Source organism: [Erwinia] mediterraneensis (assembly GCF_900604315.1).
GTDB lineage: Bacteria > Pseudomonadota > Gammaproteobacteria > Enterobacterales > Enterobacteriaceae > Pantoea > Pantoea mediterraneensis_A.
In genome coordinates this window covers 1,748,544-1,769,666 of the sequence record NZ_LR026978.1, presented here as the reverse complement: position 1 = coordinate 1,769,666, position 21,123 = coordinate 1,748,544, and the positions used below count along the sequence as shown (strand labels likewise).

Annotated in this window: 18 protein-coding genes and 1 riboswitch; of the genes, 7 read left to right on the top strand and 11 right to left on the bottom strand. The window is 55.2% G+C overall.

The features are described 5' to 3' along the window. Nucleotide 1: 1 nt before the first annotated feature. A complete protein-coding gene (hemE, locus tag E0E17_RS08300; protein ID WP_130833284.1) occupies nt 2–1,069 on the bottom strand; it encodes a uroporphyrinogen decarboxylase in 1,068 nt (355 codons plus the stop codon). A gap of 38 nt (nt 1,070–1,107) precedes the next feature. Beyond that, nucleotides 1,108–1,881, bottom strand: coding sequence for an NAD(+) diphosphatase (gene nudC, locus E0E17_RS08295; RefSeq protein ID WP_130833282.1), 774 nt, complete (start codon nt 1,879–1,881; stop codon nt 1,108–1,110). A gap of 89 nt (nt 1,882–1,970) precedes the next feature. On the opposite strand from nudC, the gene rsd reads away from it, so the two are divergent. The 7 genes from rsd to thiH all read left to right on the top strand — a co-directional run bounded on the left by rsd (nt 1,971) and on the right by thiH (nt 8,202). Next, on the top strand, nt 1,971–2,477 hold the full coding sequence (rsd, locus tag E0E17_RS08290; RefSeq protein ID WP_130833280.1) for a sigma D regulator: 507 nt from the start codon (nt 1,971–1,973) through the stop codon (nt 2,475–2,477). Between the two features lie 119 nt (nt 2,478–2,596). Continuing rightward, a riboswitch (TPP riboswitch) is annotated at nt 2,597–2,696 on the top strand. Between the two features lie 92 nt (nt 2,697–2,788). Continuing rightward, nucleotides 2,789–4,717 carry a phosphomethylpyrimidine synthase ThiC gene (thiC, locus tag E0E17_RS08285; RefSeq protein ID WP_130833278.1) on the top strand — a complete coding sequence of 643 codons (1,929 nt, stop codon included), beginning with the start codon at nt 2,789–2,791 and terminating at the stop codon, nt 4,715–4,717. Next, nucleotides 4,714–5,358 carry a thiamine phosphate synthase gene (gene thiE, locus E0E17_RS08280; RefSeq protein WP_130833275.1) on the top strand — a complete coding sequence of 215 codons (645 nt, stop codon included), beginning with the start codon at nt 4,714–4,716 and terminating at the stop codon, nt 5,356–5,358. Before thiC ends, thiE begins: the two co-directional genes overlap by 4 nt. Continuing rightward, nucleotides 5,348–6,097 carry a HesA/MoeB/ThiF family protein gene (locus E0E17_RS08275; protein WP_130833273.1) on the top strand — a complete coding sequence of 250 codons (750 nt, stop codon included), beginning with the start codon at nt 5,348–5,350 and terminating at the stop codon, nt 6,095–6,097. The genes thiE and E0E17_RS08275 overlap by 11 nt, the downstream gene beginning before the upstream one ends. Then, nucleotides 6,094–6,294, top strand: coding sequence for a sulfur carrier protein ThiS (gene thiS, locus E0E17_RS08270; protein WP_130833271.1), 201 nt, complete (start codon nt 6,094–6,096; stop codon nt 6,292–6,294). The genes E0E17_RS08275 and thiS overlap by 4 nt, the downstream gene beginning before the upstream one ends. Before the next feature lies 1 nt (nt 6,295). Then, nucleotides 6,296–7,069, top strand: coding sequence for a thiazole synthase (locus E0E17_RS08265; protein WP_130833269.1), 774 nt, complete (start codon nt 6,296–6,298; stop codon nt 7,067–7,069). Further along, nucleotides 7,069–8,202: a 2-iminoacetate synthase ThiH gene (thiH, locus tag E0E17_RS08260; protein WP_130835498.1), complete on the top strand. Its 1,134-nt coding sequence runs from the start codon at nt 7,069–7,071 to the stop codon at nt 8,200–8,202. Before E0E17_RS08265 ends, thiH begins: the two co-directional genes overlap by 1 nt. Before the next feature lie 276 nt (nt 8,203–8,478). On the opposite strand, the gene rpoC is transcribed toward thiH, so the two are convergent. The 9 genes from rpoC to E0E17_RS20300 form a co-directional block, all read right to left on the bottom strand. Continuing rightward, on the bottom strand, nt 8,479–12,702 hold the full coding sequence (gene rpoC, locus E0E17_RS08255; protein ID WP_130833267.1) for a DNA-directed RNA polymerase subunit beta': 4,224 nt from the start codon (nt 12,700–12,702) through the stop codon (nt 8,479–8,481). Between the two features lie 96 nt (nt 12,703–12,798). Then, nucleotides 12,799–16,827, bottom strand: coding sequence for a DNA-directed RNA polymerase subunit beta (gene rpoB, locus E0E17_RS08250; protein ID WP_130833265.1), 4,029 nt, complete (start codon nt 16,825–16,827; stop codon nt 12,799–12,801). A gap of 327 nt (nt 16,828–17,154) precedes the next feature. Continuing rightward, nucleotides 17,155–17,520 carry a 50S ribosomal protein L7/L12 gene (rplL, locus tag E0E17_RS08245; protein WP_128602711.1) on the bottom strand — a complete coding sequence of 122 codons (366 nt, stop codon included), beginning with the start codon at nt 17,518–17,520 and terminating at the stop codon, nt 17,155–17,157. Between the two features lie 66 nt (nt 17,521–17,586). Continuing rightward, nucleotides 17,587–18,084 carry a 50S ribosomal protein L10 gene (gene rplJ / locus E0E17_RS08240; protein ID WP_012772934.1) on the bottom strand — a complete coding sequence of 166 codons (498 nt, stop codon included), beginning with the start codon at nt 18,082–18,084 and terminating at the stop codon, nt 17,587–17,589. Nucleotides 18,085–18,461: 377 nt separating this feature from the next. Then, nucleotides 18,462–19,166 (bottom strand): 50S ribosomal protein L1, encoded by a 705-nt coding sequence (gene rplA / locus E0E17_RS08235; RefSeq protein ID WP_130833263.1) that lies wholly within the window; start codon nt 19,164–19,166, stop codon nt 18,462–18,464. A gap of 3 nt (nt 19,167–19,169) precedes the next feature. After that, complete coding sequence (gene rplK / locus E0E17_RS08230; protein ID WP_085069544.1) at nt 19,170–19,598, bottom strand: 50S ribosomal protein L11; 429 nt, start codon at nt 19,596–19,598, stop codon at nt 19,170–19,172. 153 nt (nt 19,599–19,751) lie between these two features. Next, on the bottom strand, nt 19,752–20,297 hold the full coding sequence (gene nusG, locus E0E17_RS08225; RefSeq protein ID WP_130833261.1) for a transcription termination/antitermination protein NusG: 546 nt from the start codon (nt 20,295–20,297) through the stop codon (nt 19,752–19,754). 1 nt (nt 20,298) lies between these two features. Then, a complete protein-coding gene (gene secE / locus E0E17_RS08220; protein ID WP_130833259.1) occupies nt 20,299–20,682 on the bottom strand; it encodes a preprotein translocase subunit SecE in 384 nt (127 codons plus the stop codon). Between the two features lie 229 nt (nt 20,683–20,911). Further along, nucleotides 20,912–21,123 (bottom strand): EF-Tu C-terminal domain-related protein (locus E0E17_RS20300; protein WP_029685306.1); only part of this gene is annotated, 212 nt, incomplete at its 5' end.

Here is a 21,123-nt window from a genome sequence, read left to right as displayed (position 1 = left end):
GTTACTCCTGATGGTACGGGCGCGACAGGCGATGTACCGCCTCAACAAAAGCGCCAGCATGTTCTGGCGGAACATCCTGGTGAATGCCGTGCCCCAGATTAAAGACGTGACCGCTGCCCTGACCAAAGCCCTGCAGGATAGTATCGACCTCCTGCTCAATACGGGCGGGCGGCGCGTACAGCATGGAAGGATCCATATTGCCCTGCAGTGCGACCTTGTTACCCACGCGGCGACGCGCATCAGCAATATCGGTGGTCCAGTCCAGGCCCAGCGCATCACAGCCGGTTTCCGCCATCGCCTCGAGCCACTGTCCTCCACCTTTGGTAAACAGAGTGATCGGTACGCGACGGCCTTCGTTCTCGTGCAGTACGCTGTCGACAATTTTATGCATGTAGTACAGCGAAAATTCGCGGTAATCGCGGCCGGTAAGCACGCCACCCCAGGTATCAAAGACCATTACCGACTGCGCACCGGCACGAATCTGCGCGTTCAGATAAAGAATAACGCTGTCCGCCAGTTTATCCAGCATCGCATGCAGCGTAGCCGGATCGGCATACATCATTTTTTTGATTTTCGTGAAGGCCTTACTGCTGCCGCCTTCTACCATGTAAGTCGCCAGCGTCCAGGGACTGCCGGAAAAGCCGATCAGCGGCACTTCGCCCTGCAGGTTTTTGCGGATGGTGCGCACCGCGTTCATCACGTAGCCCAGCTCCTGCTCCGGATCGGGTACCGGCAGCTTATCCACATCGGCACGGCAGATGATGGGATGGGCAAAGCGCGGCCCTTCGCCCGCTTCGAAGTACAGCCCCAACCCCATGGCATCAGGGATGGTCAGAATATCGCTGAAGAGGATCGCCGCATCAAGCGCATAACGACGCAAGGGTTGTAACGTCACCTCACAGGCCAGCTCGGCATTTTTACACAGCGACATAAAATCGCCGGCCTGTGCGCGTGTGGCTTTGTATTCCGGCAGATAGCGCCCGGCTTGTCGCATCATCCATACCGGGGTGATATCCACCGGCTGACGTAACAGGGCACGCAAATAACGATCGTTCTTCAGTTCATTCATGTCAAAATTCTCTCCATCACAGGCGCTTAGTGTAACACTCATTGCGCCGTGGCGCGGCATAAGGCGACAGTGTCCTCAATCAGCCTGCGCGCCACCGTGCCCACAGGCGGCAACATCGGCAGAGCGTCGTAGCGGAACCAGCCTGCGTCTTTCAGTTCTTTACCGTCATGCTGCAAATCGCCACTCTCATAATCCGCCGTAAAGGCCATCATCAGCGAATGGGGAAATGGCCAGGGTTGCGAGGTAACGTAGCGAATATTTTTCACCCGGACGTTACTCTCCTCCATCACCTCACGCGCCACCGCCTGCTCAAGGGTTTCGCCCACCTCGACAAAGCCCGCCAGCACGGTGTAAACCGCGTTGCGATGATGTACATGATTCGCCAGCAGAATCTCATCGCCACGGCGAATCGCGACAATAATGCAGGGGGCGATTTGCGGATAATAGCGTTGGTGACAGTGGCCGCAGAGACAGGCGAATTCGTGCTGGCTGCTGTTCATCTCATGACCACAATAGCCGCACCAGCGATGGGATCGATAAAACTCCGCCAGCTGGACGCCGCGCCCCGCCAGTTGAAACAGTCCCGGGTCCTGATCGATAAGCTGACGTACGGAGGCCATATGATCCGGCTTCGCTGCCCGGATCAGCCACACTTTATCGCCCTGCCACTCGCCAATCACCTGCCCCTGGCTACCCGTCAGTCCCCATTTTTCCGCCTGGCCGTACGGTAATTCATCATTCGGCAACCAAAGTTTTTGCTCATGACTGACAATCCACCATCCAGCGTCTACGCTTGAGATCTCACATTGCATAAAAATCGTCATCCTTAGCGTTACCGGGCTCGCTGATGTCCCGATGTTAGAGAGGTTGATGAACAACTATAACTCACATGGAGTTTGATATGTTTAACCAGTTAGATATCCTGACCGAGCGCGTTGGTGGCAGTAGCGAACTGGTAGATTCATGGCTTAACGCGCGTCGCCAGCTGTTAGTCGCCTATTACCATTTGGTTGGCATGAAGCCAAATAAAGATGCACTGACCACCCTGGATGAACAGGCGCTCGACAATTTCTGTCATACGCTGGTGGATTACCTTTCCGCCGGGCATTTCAGTATTTATGAACGCATTATCAATGAAATGAGCGGTGACAGTCCGTTGATTGCGGCTGCGCAGATCTATCCGGCGCTGGAAAAGAATACCGAAAGCCTGATGCAGCTTTATGATGGGCATCTGGGTCAGGCGATCACCGATGATAACTGCGTCGATTTTCAGCAGGCGCTGTCAGAAGTGGGTGAAACGCTGGAAGCGCGTTTTACGCTGGAAGATCATCTGATTCAGCTGGCTTCAGACAACAGCCTGGCGCGTCCGGTTGCGGCCAACGAAAGCGATATGGCGCGCCCGGCATAAAGGATGTGTTGTAAAACGCTTGTGCTTCGTTAAGCACGCTTTTATGCTGAATGGGCTTTGACGACGTACGTGTCGGCAAAGCTTTTGTGGTTTCTGCCCTTTCTGGCAGCAAACCGTTACCTATCTTGTCGGAGTGCCCTCTGGGCTGAGACCGTTAATTCGGGATCCGCGGAACCTGATCAGGTTAGTACCTGCGAAGGGAACAAGAGTAAACATTATCAGTACGGTGTGGTGCCATCTGCCTGCATCGATCCTGTTACTCCTTCCGAACTCCGGACAAGCAACGTTCCCTGTTTAACTGGAAAATTGCTATGTCTACAACCGCAAAAACCACCCGCCGCGAGCAACGCGCTCAGGCCCAGCAGTTTATTGACTCCCTGCAGGGCAGCGCCTTTCCTGCGTCAACCCGCATCTGGATCTCTGGCAGCCGTGACGATATCCGCGTGCCGATGCGTGAAATCGCCCTCAGTCCGACGCTGATCGGCGGCAGCAAAGAAGCGCCACGCTACGAAGCCAACGAAGCGATTCCGGTGTATGACACCTCCGGTGCCTATGGCGACCCGACGGCGCAGATTGATGTGCATCATGGCCTCGCTAAACTGCGCGCCCGCTGGATTGCCGAACGCAATGACAGTGAGCCGATCAGCGAACCCAGCTCCGCCTGGACGCGCCAGCGTCTGGCCGATGATGGCCTGGATCAGCTGCGCTTTACGCAGCTGCCGCAACCACGCCGCGCCAGAGCGGGCCTGTGCGTTACGCAACTGCACTACGCCCGTCAGGGCATCATTACCCCCGAGATGGAGTTTATCGCGCTACGGGAAAACATGGGACGCGAGCGTATCCGCAGTCAGGTGCTGCGCCAGCAGCATGCAGGCAACAGTTTTGGCGCCCAGCTGCCGGAGAACATCACGCCGGAGTTTGTGCGGCAGGAAGTGGCTGCCGGGCGCGCCATCATTCCGGCCAATATTAATCATCCGGAATCGGAGCCGATGATTATCGGGCGCAACTTTCTGGTGAAGGTGAACGCCAATATCGGTAACTCCGCTGTCACCTCTTCTATTGAGGAGGAGGTGGAAAAACTGGTGTGGGCCACGCGCTGGGGCGCGGATACAGTGATGGATCTCTCCACGGGCCGCTATATCCACGAAACGCGCGAATGGATCCTGCGTAACAGTCCGGTGCCCATCGGCACGGTGCCAATTTATCAGGCGCTGGAAAAGGTGAACGGCGTGGCAGAGGATCTGAACTGGGAAATTTTCCGCGATACGCTGCTGGAACAGGCGGAACAGGGCGTGGACTACTTTACTATCCACGCGGGCGTGCTGCTGCGTTATGTGCCAATGACCGCCCAGCGCCTGACCGGGATTGTCTCGCGCGGCGGTTCGATCATGGCGAAATGGTGTCTTTCTCATCATCAGGAAAACTTCCTCTACCAGCACTTCCGTGAGATCTGCGAAATCTGCGCCGCCTATGACGTTTCGCTGTCGCTGGGCGACGGTCTGCGTCCCGGCTCGGTGCAGGATGCCAATGATGAGGCACAGTTCGCCGAGCTACATACATTGGGAGAGCTGACCAGAGTCGCCTGGGAGTACGATGTTCAGGTGATGATTGAAGGTCCCGGCCATGTGCCGATGCAGATGATCCGTCGTAATATGACCGAGCAGCTGGAACATTGCCATGAAGCGCCTTTTTACACGCTCGGTCCCCTGACTACCGATATCGCTCCCGGCTACGATCACTTTACCTCTGGCATCGGTGCCGCGATGATCGGCTGGTTTGGCTGCGCCATGCTCTGCTACGTCACGCCGAAAGAGCATCTCGGTCTGCCCAATAAAGAGGATGTGAAGCAGGGTCTGATCACCTACAAAATTGCCGCCCATGCTGCCGATCTGGCGAAAGGCCACCCTGGCGCGCAAATCCGCGACAATGCGATGTCAAAAGCCCGCTTCGAGTTCCGCTGGGAAGATCAGTTTAACCTGGCGCTGGATCCGCAAACGGCACGCGCTTATCACGATGAAACGCTGCCGCAGGAATCGGGCAAAGTGGCGCACTTCTGTTCAATGTGCGGCCCGAAATTCTGCTCAATGAAAATCACCCAGGAAGTACGCGACTATGCGGCGCGCCAGCAAGCGCAGGCGCAGCCCATTGAGGTGGGGATGGCGCAGATGTCCGATGCCTTTCGCCGCCAGGGCGGTGAGCTTTACCATCCGGCGGACAAGCTGAAGGAGGGGAACCTGTGACAGCGCCCTTCCCTGCTACCGCGCCCAGGCTTGGCCTCTATCCTGTCGTTGACAGCGTCGAGTGGATTGCGCGCTTGCTGCAGGCGGGCGTGCGCACTATCCAGCTACGGATCAAAGATCGCCCCGACGCGGCGGTGGAGCCCGCCATTATCGAGGCGATTGCGCTGGGCAAAAAATACCGTGCGCGGCTGTTTATCAATGATTACTGGCGGCTGGCGATCAAGCATAACGCCTATGGACTGCACCTGGGGCAGGAAGATCTCGACGTGGCGGATCTGGCGGCTATCCGCCAGGCCGGTTTACGCCTCGGCGTCTCGACGCACGACGATGCCGAGCTGGATCGGGCGCTGATGCTGCGTCCCTCTTATATCGCCCTGGGCCATATTTTTCCTACACAGACGAAAGCGATGCCTTCAGCGCCGCAGGGATTAGCGGAGCTGAAGCGTCATCTGGCGCGGCTGGGCGACACGCCCTCGGTCGCGATTGGTGGCATCAGCATCGCACGCGCGCCCGACGTGCTGGCGACTGGCGTAGGCAGCATCGCCGTGGTCAGCGCCATTACCCGGGCCGCAGACTGGCGGGCGGCCACACAAACCCTGCTGGCGCTGGCGGAGCCGCAAGGAGGCAACGATGCTCAGTGACAGCGATTTTCTGCGCTACAGCCGCCAGCTGTTGCTGGAGGAGGTCGGCATTGAAGGCCAGCAGGCGCTGGGGCAGGCCAGTGTGCTGATTGTTGGTCTTGGCGGCCTCGGCGCGCCCGCCGCGCTCTATCTTGCTGCTGCTGGCGTCGGCACGCTGTGGCTGGCGGATGATGACCAGCTGCACATCAGCAACCTGCAACGACAGATCCTCTATCGCAGCGCAGAAACCGGGCAGCCCAAAGCACTGCTGGCGCAGCAGCATCTGCAGGCGCTCAATCCCCAGATCACCTTGCATACGCTTAACCGGCGTATGGATGAAGCGACGCTGGCGCAGACGCTGCCCGATGTCGATCTGGTGCTCGACTGTAGCGATAACATGGCTACCCGCCAGGCGGTGAACGCCGCCTGCGTGCGCTTTAACCGCCCTCTGGTGAGCGCCAGCGTGGTGGGTTTTAGCGGGCAGTTGCTGGTGCTGGTGCCGCCCTGGCAGCAGGGCTGCTACCACTGCCTGTGGGGTGATGAGAGCGAGCCGCAACGTAACTGCCGCACGGCAGGAATACTGGGGCCAATTGCAGGCGTGATGGGCAGCCTGCAGGCGCTGGAAGCGATAAAACTGCTCAGCGGCCACGCCACACCACTGGCCGGTCAGCTGCGCTTGTTTGATGGCCGCGAACAGACCTGGCGTACCCTGAATCTGCAGGCCAATGCGCACTGCCCGGTATGTGGAGGCCACGCATGAAGGTGAGGGTAAACGATGAACAGATGACGCTGGCGGAGGCCGTCACCCTGAATGAGTTGCTGCAGCAGCTGGCACAACCGCCGTCAGGTATCGCCCTGGCAGTCAACCAGACGGTTGTCCCACGTAATCACTGGGCAGAGCACACCCTGTGCGAGGGTGACGACATCCTTATTTTTCAGGCGATTGCCGGAGGCTGAGATGCTGCAAATTGCTGATAAAACTTTTACCTCCCGCCTGTTCACCGGCACGGGAAAATTTTCTTCCGCGGAGACTATGCTGGCCGCGATCAGGGAATCGGGTTCGCAGCTGGTGACGCTGGCGATGAAACGTGTCGATTTGCGCGGCGGCGCAGACGGCATCCTGCAACCACTGCAGCAGCTGGGCGTGCAGTTGCTACCCAACACCTCGGGCGCGAAAACCGCTGAAGAGGCGCTGTTTGCCGCGCGTCTGGCACGCGAAGCGCTGGGCACCCACTGGCTGAAGCTGGAGATTCATCCCGATGTACGCTATCTGCTGCCCGATCCCATCGAAACGCTGAAAGCGGCAGAACAGCTGGTCAAAGAGGGCTTTGTGGTACTGCCCTATTGCGGCGCCGATCCGGTGCTCTGCAAGCGGCTGGAAGCGGTCGGCTGCGCCGCCGTAATGCCGCTGGGCGCCCCGATTGGCAGCAATCAGGGGCTGCGTACCCGCGATCTGCTGGCAATCATTATCGAGCAGGCCAGCGTGCCTGTGGTGGTGGATGCCGGTATCGGCGCACCGAGCCACGCCAGTGAGGCGCTGGAGCTGGGCGCCGATGCCGTACTGGTCAACACGGCTATCGCGGTAGCACGCGATCCCGTCATGATGGCGCGCGCATTTCGCCTGGCGACAGAAGCAGGCGCGCTGGCCGCAGCCAGCGGGCCGGGCAGCGTTCAGCGTTATGCCGCCCCCTCCAGCCCGTTAACTGCTTTTCTGCCGGATGGGGTGCAATGATGGCTGGTTTTATCGACCGCTGGCATCAGCTCGACTGGGATGATATTCGCCTGCGTATTCACAGCAAAACCGCACGTGACGTGGAAAATGCCCTCAACGCGCCGCGCGTGGGGCGCAATGAGTTGATGGCCCTGCTCTCCCCGGCAGCGGAGGCCTATCTGGAACCCATGGCGCAGCAGGCCCAGCGCCTGACGCGGCAGCGTTTTGGCAACACGGTCAGTTTCTATGTTCCGCTCTATCTCTCCAATCTTTGTGCTAACGACTGCACCTACTGCGGTTTCTCAATGAGCAACCGTATCAAACGTAAGACCCTGAATAGCGATGAGATCGTGCGCGAATGCGAAGCGATCCGCCAATTGGGTTTCGATCAGCTGCTGCTGGTAACGGGAGAGCATCAGGGAAAAGTGGGTATGGATTATTTTCGCCAGCATCTGCCTGCGATTCGCGCCCGCTTCAGCGCCTTGCTGATGGAGGTACAGCCGCTGCAGGAAGCAGAATATCGTGAGCTGAAAGCGCTGGGGCTTGACGGCGTGCTGGTTTATCAGGAGACCTATCACGCCAGCTTTTATGCTCAGCATCACCTGAAAGGTAACAAGCAGGACTTCTTTTTTCGTCTCGACACGCCGGATCGTCTCGGCCGTGCCGGGATCGATAAGATCGGGCTGGGCGCATTGATCGGTCTGTCTGACAACTGGCGCACCGACTGCTTTATGATGGGGGAACATCTGCTCTGGTTGCAGCAGGCTTACTGGCAAACCCGGTACTCTCTCGCCTTTCCCCGCTTACGTCCCTGCGCCGGAGGAATTCAGCCCGCGTCGCTGATGAGTGAACGTCAGCTGGTGCAGGCGATCTGCGCATTTCGGCTGTTCGCCCCTGAAGCGGAGCTGACGCTGTCGACGCGGGAATCGCCCGATTTTCGCGATCGGGTGGTGCCGCTGGCGATTACCCATGTCAGCGCCTTTTCTAAAACACAGCCCGGTGGCTATGCAGAGAATCGTCCGGAGCTGGAACAGTTTGCCCCGCACGATAACCGCACGCCGCAGCAGGTGGCGGCGGCGCTCAGCCGCGCCGGTTTACAGCCAGTATGGAAAGAGTGGGACAGCTATCTGGGACGCGTTACCCACTCTTTTTAACGCCTGTGTCATGAACCTGATTATTTTGCGAAACCGCGCGCACCAGTGGATTGTCCCTCTGGTGCGTTTTTTCTTTCTGGCTAAAGTAATGCGTGCCGGGCAGCTCTCCCGCCTGGCCAGGGCCGGTTACCCTCCTCTTGCTGGCCCTGCCTCTTATCGCGCAAGTGCTGGCAGGTATGGGTTGCAAGCTGCGAGGAATAACGAAACGCCAGCGCGCAGGCAAAAAAAAAACCCTGCCGACGCAGGGTTTTTTTATTATGGCATCCGCCGTGACGATTACTCGTCGTCGCTACCGCCCAGGCCAGCGTTCAGCAGTTCAGCCAGGCTGGCAGAAGCTTCATCCGCAGTAACCTGCGGCGCCGCTGGTGCTTCACCCGCCTGACGGCGACGCATACGATCCTGATGGTATGCATAACCGGTACCGGCCGGGATCAGACGACCCACGATAACGTTCTCTTTCAGGCCACGCAGTTCGTCGCGTTTACCGGCAACGGCTGCTTCGGTCAGGACACGTGTGGTCTCCTGGAACGAAGCGGCAGAGATGAACGACTCGGTTGCCAGCGACGCTTTGGTGATACCCAGCAGATCGCGCATATAGGTTGCGCCGATTTTGCCGTTCGCTTCCAGATCGCGGTTGGAGATCTTGATGCGAGAGACTTCTGCCTGCTCACCTTCCAGGAACTCCGAGCTACCCACGCTGCTGATGGTCGCTTTACGCAGCATCTGACGTACGATGACTTCGATGTGTTTATCGTTAATCTTAACGCCCTGCAGACGGTATACGTCCTGCACTTCGTTAGTGATATAACGCGTCACAGCATGGACGCCACGCAGACGCAGGATGTCGTGCGGTGATTCCGGGCCGTCAGAGACCACGTCACCACGTTCCACACGTTCACCTTCAAATACGTTGAGCTGACGCCATTTCGGGATCATCTCTTCGTACGGCTCGCTACCATCAACCGGCGTGATCACCAGACGACGTTTACCTTTGGTCTCTTTACCGAAGGAGATAATGCCGCTGATTTCTGCCAGGATCGCCGGCTCTTTCGGACGACGCGCTTCGAACAAGTCAGCAACGCGCGGCAGACCACCGGTAATATCCTTGGTACCGCCAGATTCCTGCGGAACACGCGCCAGGGTATCACCCGAGCTGATCTTCACGCCATCTTCCAGCTGCACGATCGCTTTGCCCGGCAGGAAGTACTGTGCAGGCATATCTGAGCCCGGCAGCAGCACGTCATCACCGTTGGCATCAACGATTTTCAGCGCAGGACGCAGGTCTTTACCGCCTGACGTACGTTCAGCACTGTCCAGCACTACCAGCGATGACAGACCGGTCAGTTCGTCGGTCTGACGCGTAATGGTCTGGCCGTCGATCATATCCACGAAGCGAATGAAACCGCTCACTTCGGTGATTACCGGCATGGTGTGCGGATCCCAGTTCGCAACGGTTTCGCCCGCGTTAACCTGTTCGCCATCACCTTTCGCCATGGTTGCACCGTAAGGCACTTTATAGCTCTCTTTGGTGCGGCCGAACTCGTCGATCATTTTCAGTTCGACGTTACGCGAGGTGATCACCAGCTTGCCAGCGGAGTTAGTTACCGACTTGGCGTTGGTCAGCTTGATGGTACCTTTGTTTTTCACCTGGATGCTGGATTCAGCAGCCGCACGCGATGCCGCACCACCGATGTGGAACGTACGCATCGTCAGCTGTGTACCCGGCTCACCGATGGACTGTGCTGCGATAACACCGATGGCTTCACCTTTGTTGATGATATGACCACGTGCCAGGTCGCGACCATAGCAGTGTGCACACACACCAAAATCAGTTTCACAGCTCACCACAGAACGTACTTTCACGCTGTCAACGGAGTTCTCTTCCAGCAGGTCACACATTTGCTCATGCAGCAGTGTGTTGCGCGGAACCAGAATATCCGCCGTGCCCGGCTTCAGAACGTCTTCTGCCGTCACACGACCCAGCACGCGCTCACGCAGCGGCTCTTTAACGTCGCCACCTTCGATCACCGGCGTCATCAGGATACCTTCGTGGGTACCACAGTCGTCTTCGGTAACCACCAGGTCCTGCGCCACGTCAACCAGACGACGGGTCAGGTAACCGGAGTTCGCCGTTTTCAGTGCGGTATCCGCCAGACCTTTACGCGCACCGTGCGTGGAGATGAAGTACTGAAGTACGTTCAGACCTTCACGGAAGTTCGCGGTGATCGGCGTCTCGATGATAGAACCGTCTGGTTTCGCCATCAGGCCACGCATACCGGCCAGCTGACGAATCTGAGCGGCAGAACCACGTGCACCAGAGTCGGCCATCATAAAGATACTGTTAAAAGAGACCTGTTTCTCTTCTTCGCCGTCACGGTTAATCACGGTTTCCGTTGAGAGGTTCTCCATCATCGCCTTCGCTACGCGCTCGTTCGCCGCAGCCCAGATATCGATGACTTTGTTATAGCGTTCACCTGCCGTTACCAGACCAGACTGGAACTGCTCCTGAATCTCAGCAACTTCAGCTTCCGCTTCGCTGATGATTTCCACTTTCTTCGCCGGGATAACCATGTCATCGATGCCGACGGAAGCGCCTGAACGGGCTGCGTAAGCAAAACCGGTGTACATGGTCTGGTCAGCAAAGATAACGGTCGGTTTCAGGCCCAGAATGCGGTAACAGGTGTTCAGCATTTTGGAGATCGCCTTTTTACCCAGCGCCTGGTTGACGATGGAGAAAGGCAGCCCCTGCGGCACGATCATCCACAAAATCGCACGACCGATAGTGGTATCGATCAGGCTGGTTTTCGGGATAAATTTGCCCTGCTCATCCTTACTGTACTCAGTGATACGCACTTTAACGCGCGCATGCAGCTCGGCCAGGCCAGCACGGTAAACGCGCTCAGCTTCTTTCGGGCCAGTCAGCACCATGCCTTCGCCGCGCGCATTCACTTTGTCGCGGGTCATGTAGTACAGACCCAGAACAACGTCCTGAGACGGAACGATAATCGGCTCACCGTTCGCAGGCGACAGGATGTTGTTGGTAGACATCATCAGCGCACGCGCTTCCAGCTGGGCTTCCAGCGTCAGCGGTACGTGAACAGCCATCTGGTCACCATCAAAGTCGGCGTTATAGGCCGCACACACCAGCGGGTGCAGCTGGATAGCTTTACCTTCGATCAGAACCGGTTCAAAAGCCTGAATACCCAGACGGTGCAGCGTCGGCGCACGGTTCAGCAGAACCGGGTGCTCACGGATCACTTCATCAAGGATATCCCAGACCACCGCTTCTTCGCGTTCAACCATTTTCTTCGCGGCTTTGATAGTGGTGGCGAGGCCACGCAGTTCCAGCTTGCCGTAAATAAAGGGTTTGAACAGCTCCAGCGCCATTTTCTTCGGCAGACCGCACTGATGCAGACGCAGGTAAGGACCTACAGTGATAACCGAACGACCGGAGTAGTCGACACGTTTACCCAGCAGGTTCTGGCGGAAACGACCCTGCTTACCTTTGATCATGTCAGCCAGCGATTTCAGCGGACGCTTGTTGGAGCCCGTAATGGCGCGACCACGACGGCCGTTGTCCAGCAACGCATCAACCGCTTCCTGCAACATACGTTTTTCGTTACGCACGATGATATCCGGCGCAGCCAGATCCAGCAGACGTTTCAGACGGTTGTTACGGTTGATTACGCGACGATACAGATCGTTCAGATCGGACGTTGCGAAACGACCACCATCCAGCGGCACCAGCGGACGCAGATCCGGCGGCAGCACAGGCAGCACGGTCAGGATCATCCACTCTGGTTTGTTACCGGACTGCACGAATGCTTCCAGCAACTTGATACGCTTGGTCAGCTTTTTACGCTTGGTTTCAGAGTTGGTTTCGTTCAGCTCTTCACGCAGCTGTTCGCACTCTTGCTCCAGGTCCATGTTTTTCAGCAGGGCCTGGATCGCTTCGGCGCCCATTTTAGCGTCGAATTCGTCACCAAACTCTTCCAGCGCATCCAGATACTGCTCTTCGGTCAGAATCTGACGTTTCTCGAGGTTGGTCATGCCACCTTCGACAACCACGTAAGATTCAAAGTAGAGCACGCGTTCAATATCGCGCAGCGGCATATCCAGCAGCAGACCGATACGGGACGGCAGTGACTTCAGAAACCAGATGTGCGCGGTCGGAGAAGCCAGCTCAATATGACCCATACGCTCACGGCGTACTTTCGTCTGGGTCACTTCAACGCCACACTTCTCACAGATTACGCCACGGTGTTTCAGGCGCTTGTACTTACCGCACAGGCACTCGTAATCTTTTACCGGGCCAAAAATACGGGCACAGAACAGACCGTCGCGCTCAGGCTTGAAGGTACGATAGTTAATGGTTTCCGGCTTTTTCACTTCACCGAAAGACCAGGAACGGATCATGTCTGGCGAAGCCAGAGCAATTTTGATCGCATCAAACTCTTCGGTTTTAGTTTGCGCTTTCAGAAACTTAAGTAAGTCTTTCACGGATTAGCTCCCGTCGGAGTGAGACTTCTCAGGGACGCCCGACCGAAATCGGACGCCCTGTTACCTGTACAAATGCGGTGCTTAAGCCCTGGGGGCTTATTCGTCTTCGAGCTCGATGTTGATACCCAGCGAACGAATCTCTTTCAACAGTACGTTGAAGGATTCCGGCATGCCCGGTTCCATCTGATGGTTGCCGTCCACGATGTTTTTATACATCTTGGTACGACCGTTGACGTCATCAGACTTAACGGTAAGCATTTCCTGCAGGGTATACGCGGCGCCGTAGGCTTCCAGCGCCCACACTTCCATCTCACCGAAGCGCTGACCACCGAACTGCGCCTTACCACCCAGCGGCTGCTGAGTAACGAGGCTGTAAGAGCCGGTAGAACGTGCATGCATCTTGTCATCAACCAGGTGGTTCAGTTTCAGCATGTACATGTAGCCAACGGTAACCGGACGCTCAAACTGCTCGCCAGTACGACCATCAAACAGGGTGATCTGACCAGAAGTCGGCAGATCGCCAAGCTGTAGCAGCTCTTTGATTTCGCTCTCTTTGGCGCCATCGAACACCGGCGTCGCAATCGGCATACCTTTTTTCAGGTTTTCAGCCAGACGCAGCACTTCATCATCAGAGAAAGTGTTCAGATCCACTTTCTGACGCACATCGGCGCCCAGATCATAAGCACGCTGGATAAATTCACGCAGTTTGGCGACTTCTTCCTGCTTTTTCAGCATGGCGTTGATCTTGTCGCCAATGCCTTTCGCCGCCATCCCCAGGTGAGTTTCCAGAATCTGACCGATGTTCATACGTGACGGTACGCCCAGCGGGTTCAGTACGATGTCGACCGGCGTACCGTTCTCATCGTAAGGCATATCTTCGATCGGGTTGATCTTGGAGATAACACCTTTGTTCCCGTGACGACCTGCCATTTTGTCACCCGGCTGAATCTGACGTTTAACGGCCAGATACACTTTCACGATTTTCAGCACGCCCGGTGCCAGATCATCGCCCTGAGTGATTTTGCGGCGCTTGGCTTCGAGTTTCTTCTCAAACTCGTGCTTCAGCTCATCGTACTGCTCGGCCAGCTGCTCCAGCTGGTTTTGTTTCTCTTCATCAGTCAGGCCCAGCTCCAGCCAGCGCTCACGCGGCAGCTTGTCCAGCTTCTCCGCTTCCACGCCACCTGAAATCAGCACTGCCTGAATACGACTGAACAGGCCCGCTTCGAGGATCTGCAGTTCTTCAGACAGGTCTTTTTTCGCCTGCTTCAGTTGCATCTCTTCGATTTCCAGCGCGCGCTTGTCTTTTTCCACGCCATCGCGCGTAAAGACCTGTACGTCGATAACAGTACCGGAAACACCATTAGGTACGCGCAGAGAAGAGTCTTTTACGTCAGACGCTTTCTCACCGAAGATCGCACGCAACAGTTTCTCTTCTGGCGTCAGCTGAGTTTCACCTTTCGGCGTTACCTTACCAACCAGAATGTCGCCGCCGGTCACTTCTGCACCGATGTAAACGATACCGGATTCATCCAGTTTAGAGAGCGCAGCTTCACCCACGTTCGGGATATCCGCAGTGATCTCTTCTGGTCCCAGCTTGGTGTCACGCGACACGCAGGCCAGTTCCTGAATGTGGATAGTGGTGAAACGATCTTCCTGTACTACACGTTCAGAGACCAGGATGGAGTCTTCGAAGTTGTAGCCGTTCCACGGCATGAACGCGACGCGCATGTTCTGACCCAGCGCCAGTTCACCGAGGTCGGTAGACGGGCCATCTGCCAGCACATCACCACGTTCAACCGGCTCGCCCAGAGAGACACACGGCATCTGGTTGATGCAGGTGTTCTGGTTAGAGCGGGTGTACTTGGTCAGGTTGTAGATATCGATACCTGCTTCACCCGGATACATCTCTTCTTCGTTAACTTTGATAACGATACGAGAAGCATCCACATACTGAACGGTACCACCACGTTTCGCTACGGCAGTTACACCGGAGTCCACCGCAACCGCGCGTTCCATACCGGTACCTACCAGCGGCTTATCAGCACGCAGAGTCGGTACGGCCTGACGTTGCATGTTTGCACCCATCAATGCACGGTTGGCGTCATCGTGTTCCAGGAACGGGATCAGTGATGCACCGACAGAAACCACCTGCTGGGTGGAAACGTCCATGTAGTCAACCTGATCGCGGCTGAACAGGCTCGATTCGCCTTTGCTACGGCAGGTGACCAGATCGTCAACGAAGTGACCTTCTTCATCGAGCTGGGCGTTCGCCTGAGCGATAACGTAGTTACCCTCTTCAATTGCTGAGAGGTAATGAATTTCATCGGAAACCACCCCGTCAATCACACGACGATAAGGCGTTTCCAGGAAGCCGTATTCGTTTGTCTGCGCATACACAGAGAGTGAATTGATCAGACCGATGTTCGGACCTTCCGGCGTTTCGATCGGACACACACGACCGTAGTGCGTCGGGTGAACGTCGCGAACCTCAAAGCCCGCACGCTCACGAGTAAGACCGCCCGGGCCCAGTGCAGAGATACGACGCTTATGCGTAATCTCAGACAGCGGGTTGTTCTGGTCCATAAACTGAGACAGCTGGCTGGAACCAAAGAACTCTTTCACTGCCGCAGAAATCGGCTTGGCGTTGATCATATCCTGAGGCATCAGGGTATCGAGATCGCCCAGAGACAGACGCTCTTTCACCGCACGCTCAACACGTACCAGGCCAACGCGGAACTGGTTTTCCGCCATTTCGCCTACGGAACGGATACGACGGTTGCCGAGGTGGTCGATATCGTCCACTTCGCCTTTACCGTTACGGATATCGATGAGCTTTTTCATCACATCAATGATGTCTTCTTTGCTCAGGATACCGGAACCTTCAATCTCGTCACGCAGCAGCGAACGGTTGAATTTCATACGACCTACCGCGGAAAGGTCGTAGCGATCTTCAGAGAAGAACAGGTTCTCAAACAGATTTTCTGCCGCTTCACGTGTTGGCGGCTCGCCAGGACGCATCATGCGGTAGATCTCAACCAACGCGCTCAGGCGATCGTTGGTTGGGTCGACACGCAGGGTCTCGGAGATATAAGGACCGTGGTCGAGGTCGTTGGTGAACAGCGTTTCGATACGCTTGTGGCCTGCCTGGCTCAGTTTTGCCAGCAGATCCAGCGACAGCTCCATGTTCGCCGCAACGATCAGTTCGCCGGTGCTTTCATCTACGTAGTCTTTAGCCACCACTTTACCGGCGATATATTCGACCGGTACTTCGATGTGCTGGATACCATCTTTTTCCAGCTGGCGAATGTGGCGTGCCGTAATACGGCGGCCTTTCTCAACGTAGACCGTGCCATTCGCTTCGATATCGAAAGAGGCAGTTTCACCGCGCAGGCGCTCAGGCACCAGTTCCATCTGCAGCTTGTTGTCACGGATCTGATACACCACTTTCTCAAAGAACAGATCAAGAATCTGCTCTGTGGTGAACTCCAGCGCACGCAGAATGATACTGGCCGGCAGCTTACGACGACGGTCAATACGGACAAACAGGTTATCTTTCGGGTCGAACTCAAAATCGAGCCATGAGCCACGGTAAGGGATGATACGTGCGTTATACAGCACTTTACCCGAAGAGTGGGTTTTGCCCTTATCGCTGTCAAAGAAGACACCAGGGCTACGATGCAGCTGAGAAACGATAACACGCTCAGTACCGTTGATAACAAAGGTACCGTTTTCAGTCATGAGCGGAATTTCGCCCATGTACACTTCTTGCTCTTTGATGTCTTTTACGGTGCCTTCCGGCGCTTCGCGCTCGTAGATCACCAGACGCAGTTTGACACGCAGCGGAGCAGAATAAGTGACGCCACGGATCTGACACTCTTTCACGTCAAAGACAGGTTCGCCCAGACGGTAGCTGACATATTGCAGCTCAGAGTTACCGCTGTAGCTCTGGATAGGAAATACGGAACGGAATGCAGCTTCCAGACCGTACTGGCCTTCCGGATCTTGCTCGATAAACTTCTGGAACGAGTCAAGCTGGATAGAAAGGAGATAAGGTATGTCCAGAACTTGTGGACGTTTACCAAAATCCTTACGAATACGTTTTTTCTCGGTATAGGAGTAAACCATAGGGTTCCTCAGCTAGCTGACAAGTCGACCCACGCTGTCCGTCCTGAAGGACAGTTCATGCAACACTATTATGTTTCTCATGAGGTGCGTAACACCGCATGCAATACGTCTTTCTATCACTCTTAAATCATTTCATTGCTTTTGCATGGGCAGGGAACCCTCACAGGAAAGCAGTATATTAAGGCGTCGATAGAAAAAGATATTGAAGAGCGCCAATGGACAAACAGTGCGAAACCCCATTGAGGCCCTGGAGCGCAAAAAGGCTGGTGACCCAAAAGCCACCAGCCATCAGTCTGAAATTACTCAGACTGCAACCCGAAGGTTATCTTACTTAACTTCAACTTCAGCGCCAGCTTCTTTCAGAGCAGCTTCAAGTGCAGCTGCGTCGTCTTTGCTGATGCCTTCTTTGATTGCAGCCGGAGCAGCTTCAACCAGGTCTTTAGCTTCTTTCAGGCCCAGACCAGTTGCGCTACGTACTGCTTTGATAACGGCAACTTTGTTCGCGCCAGCAGCTTTCAGGATGACGTCGAATTCAGTTTTCTCTTCAACAGCTTCAGCCGGGCCAGCAGCAACAGCTACAGCAGCAGCAGCAGAAACGCCGAATTTTTCTTCCATAGCAGAAACCAGCTCAACTACTTCCATTACGGACATAGCGGCAACGGCTTCCAGAATTTGATCTTTAGTGATAGACATGACAATTGTTCCTAAGAATCAGAAAAAGTTTATACGTTAGCAAGTGCGACAGAAAAGAAATTGCGCTTACGCCGCTTCTTTTGCATCGCGAACAGCAGCCAGAGTGCGGACCAGTTTGCCGGCAGCGGCTTCTTTCATGGTCGACATCAGACGTGCCAGTGCTTCTTCGTAAGTCGGCAGCGTTGCCAGACGGTCAATTTGTGCCGCCGGGATCAGCTCACCTTCAAAGGCTGCAGCTTTGACCTCAAATTTTGCATTCGCTTTCGCGAACTCTTTGAACAGACGAGCAGCAGCGCCCGGGTGTTCCATAGAGTATGCAATCAGGGTCGGACCAACAAACGTGTCTTTCAGGCACTCAAACTGAGTACCTTCAACGACGCGGCGCAGTAGGGTGTTACGAACAACACGCATGTAAACGCCAGCTTCACGACCTGCTTTACGCAGTTCAGTCATTTTATCTACGGTCACGCCACGGGAATCCGCAACAACCGCAGACAGCGCGCCTTTGGCTACTTCGCTGACTTCAGCAACAATCGCTTGTTTGTCTTGAAGATTTAATGCCATTAGCTTTTGCTCCTGGATTTTGGCCGGAGATGAATTTCCCCGGAACTCACTTCACTTCTTCCTCAATAAAGAGACAGAAGCGCTCAAACACGGTGAGCAGAATCCAGTGAAGAAAAAAATTCTTTTTGGCTCTGTCACCGTCTACGCAGGTGATTAAGCTTTGTCATTAGCATACAGACTGCAATTTGCCATCTGCGGCACGCTGACTCAGCCCCTGCGGTCTTGGACGGAGGCCAGGATAAGGCCTGGCTCCAACCTAAAACCGACCCGCCACGTCCCAGGGACCTGACAGGGTAAAATCGGGTTCTGCGTTACTTCTTCATCAGAACAACGGGCGTAAAATTCTAGATGAATTTTTCGCCCGTTTCAAGCAGCAATTAGTTTGCTGCTGCGTTCAGACCCGCCTGGTCGATGGCAACGCCAGCGCCCATGGTGGTAGAGAGGCTAACTTTCTTGATGTACACGCCTTTCGCCTGAGACGGTTTTGCTTTTTTCAGCGCAACCAGCAGAGCTTCCAGGTTTTCTTTCAGTTTGTCAGCGTCAAAATCCACTTTACCGATGGTGGTGTGGATGATGCCGTTTTTGTCGTTACGGTAACGAACCTGACCTGCTTTGGCGTTTTTAACCGCTTCAGCAACGTTCGGCGTTACAGTACCTACTTTCGGGTTCGGCATCAGGCCACGCGGACCCAGAACCTGGCCCAGCTGGCCAACAACGCGCATTGCATCCGGAGAAGCAATAACAACGTCAAAGTTCATTTCGCCTTTTTTGATCTGGTCAGCCAGATCTTCCATACCTACCAGCTCAGCGCCAGCTGCTTTAGCAGCTTCAGCGTTTGCGCCCTGGGTAAACACAGCAACACGTACTGAACGACCAGTACCGTGCGGCAGAACGGTCGCACCACGAACGTTCTGGTCAGATTTACGTGCGTCGATGCCGAGGTTAACGGCAACGTCTACGCTCTCTACAAACTTAGCGGTAGCCAGTTCTTTCAGCAGAGTAACAGCTTCGTTGATGTCGTACTGTTTGGTCGCATCAACTTTCTCACGGATCACGCGCATGCGCTTGGTCAGCTTAGCCATCTCTTAATCCTCCACTACCAGGCCCATGGAACGAGCAGTACCTTCGATGGAGCGAGTCATCGCTTCAACGTCAGCACCAGTCATGTCCGCAGCTTTGGTTTCTGCGATTTCACGTACCTGAGCACGGGTTACTTTACCGACTTTATCTTTGTTCGGCTTACCAGAACCAGACTTGATGCCTGCCGCTTTTTTCAGCAGCACAGCTGCCGGCGGAGTTTTGGTAACGAAGGTGAAAGAGCGGTCGCTGTATACGGTGATAACAACAGGAATCGGCAGACCTTTCTCGATAGATTCGGTCTTCGCGTTAAACGCTTTACAAAATTCCATGATGTTAACGCCCTGCTGACCCAGAGCCGGACCAACCGGTGGGCTCGGGTTAGCCATACCAGCTGCAACCTGCAGCTTGACGTAGGCTTGTACTTTCTTGGCCATGATAATTCCTCTTTTGGGTATAGCGCCTGGCTATCAGGCTCCCCGTGTTAACAGTTCACACGCTGCAGGCAGCGCATAAAAACAAAAGGCGCGAAATTATAGTTAAATTTCGCGCCTGCTGCAAGAACTAAAAAGCGAGCTGATGAAGGAAAGTTATCCTTTCTCCACCTGGCTAAAATCAAGTTCAACAGGAGTTGCACGTCCAAAGATGGAAACAGAAACTTTGAGACGGCTTTTCTCGTAATCCACTTCTTCGACCACGCCATTGAAGTCGGCAAAGGGACCGTCGTTGACGCGGACCATTTCGCCGGGTTCGAACAACGTTTTCGGACGCGGCTTGTCGCCAACCTGCTGCAGGCGATTCATAATCGCATCGACTTCTTTATCGCTGATAGGTGCAGGACGATCAGAAGTACCACCGATGAATCCCATCACACGCGGGACGCTACGTACAAGGTGCCAGCTGGCATCATTCATTACCATCTGAACCAGTACGTAACCCGGGAAGAATTTGCGTTCGCTTTTACGACGCTGACCGCCACGGATTTCGACCACTTCTTCAGTGGGCACCATGACGTCACCAAACAGTTCTTCCATGTTGTGCAATTTGATGTGCTCACGCAGCGACTGTGCTACGCGGCCTTCAAAACCGGAAAACGCCTGCACGACGTACCAGCGTTTTTTTGGAGCTTCAGACATTTCAGAACCTCAGGCCAGTGATAAACGATACCAGACGGACCAGAATACCATCCAGCCCCCACAAAATCAGTGACATCACGGCGGTAACCGCGGCAACGATTAACGTGGTGTGCAGCGTTTCCTGACGAGTCGGCCAGATGACCTTACGCATTTCGGTTTTTGCTTCACGAGCAAAAGCCACGGTCGCTTTGCCTTTGGTCGTCAACAGCGCAATGCCGCCAGCCGCTGCGATCAATACAACCACAGCCAGCGCACGTAAAGGCAATGTCACATCGCGATAGTAGTAATTACCGACGATCGCGACGATCAGCAATACGGCAACAACCAGCCACTTTATCGCTTCCAGGCCGCGCCCGCTCCCTTGAGCTTCGGTATTCGCACTCATAAACCAACCTGCCACAATAATTCAGAAACTATTCTGCCCCGCAGTGCGAGGCATCCAAACCGAATGAGCTTTTGAGGCGTAACTCGGTATCCTGGGCCGTGCTACAGAGCCTGTCTCAGCAATGATTATGATCGAAAATCACTGATGAGTCAGGTTCTATGTAACAGCGTACAAAAAGGGCATCAAATGATGCCCTTTTCGTGTGCATTGCGTCAAATATTATCGCAGATTAAGCGATAACTTTAGCAACAACACCTGCACCAACGGTACGGCCGCCTTCGCGGATTGCGAAACGCAGACCGTCGTCCATTGCAATCGGGTGGATCAGGGTAACAACCATTTTGATGTTGTCGCCCGGCATTACCATCTCAACGCCTTCCGGCAGTTCGATGGTTCCGGTCACGTCAGTGGTACGGAAGTAGAACTGCGGACGGTAGCCTT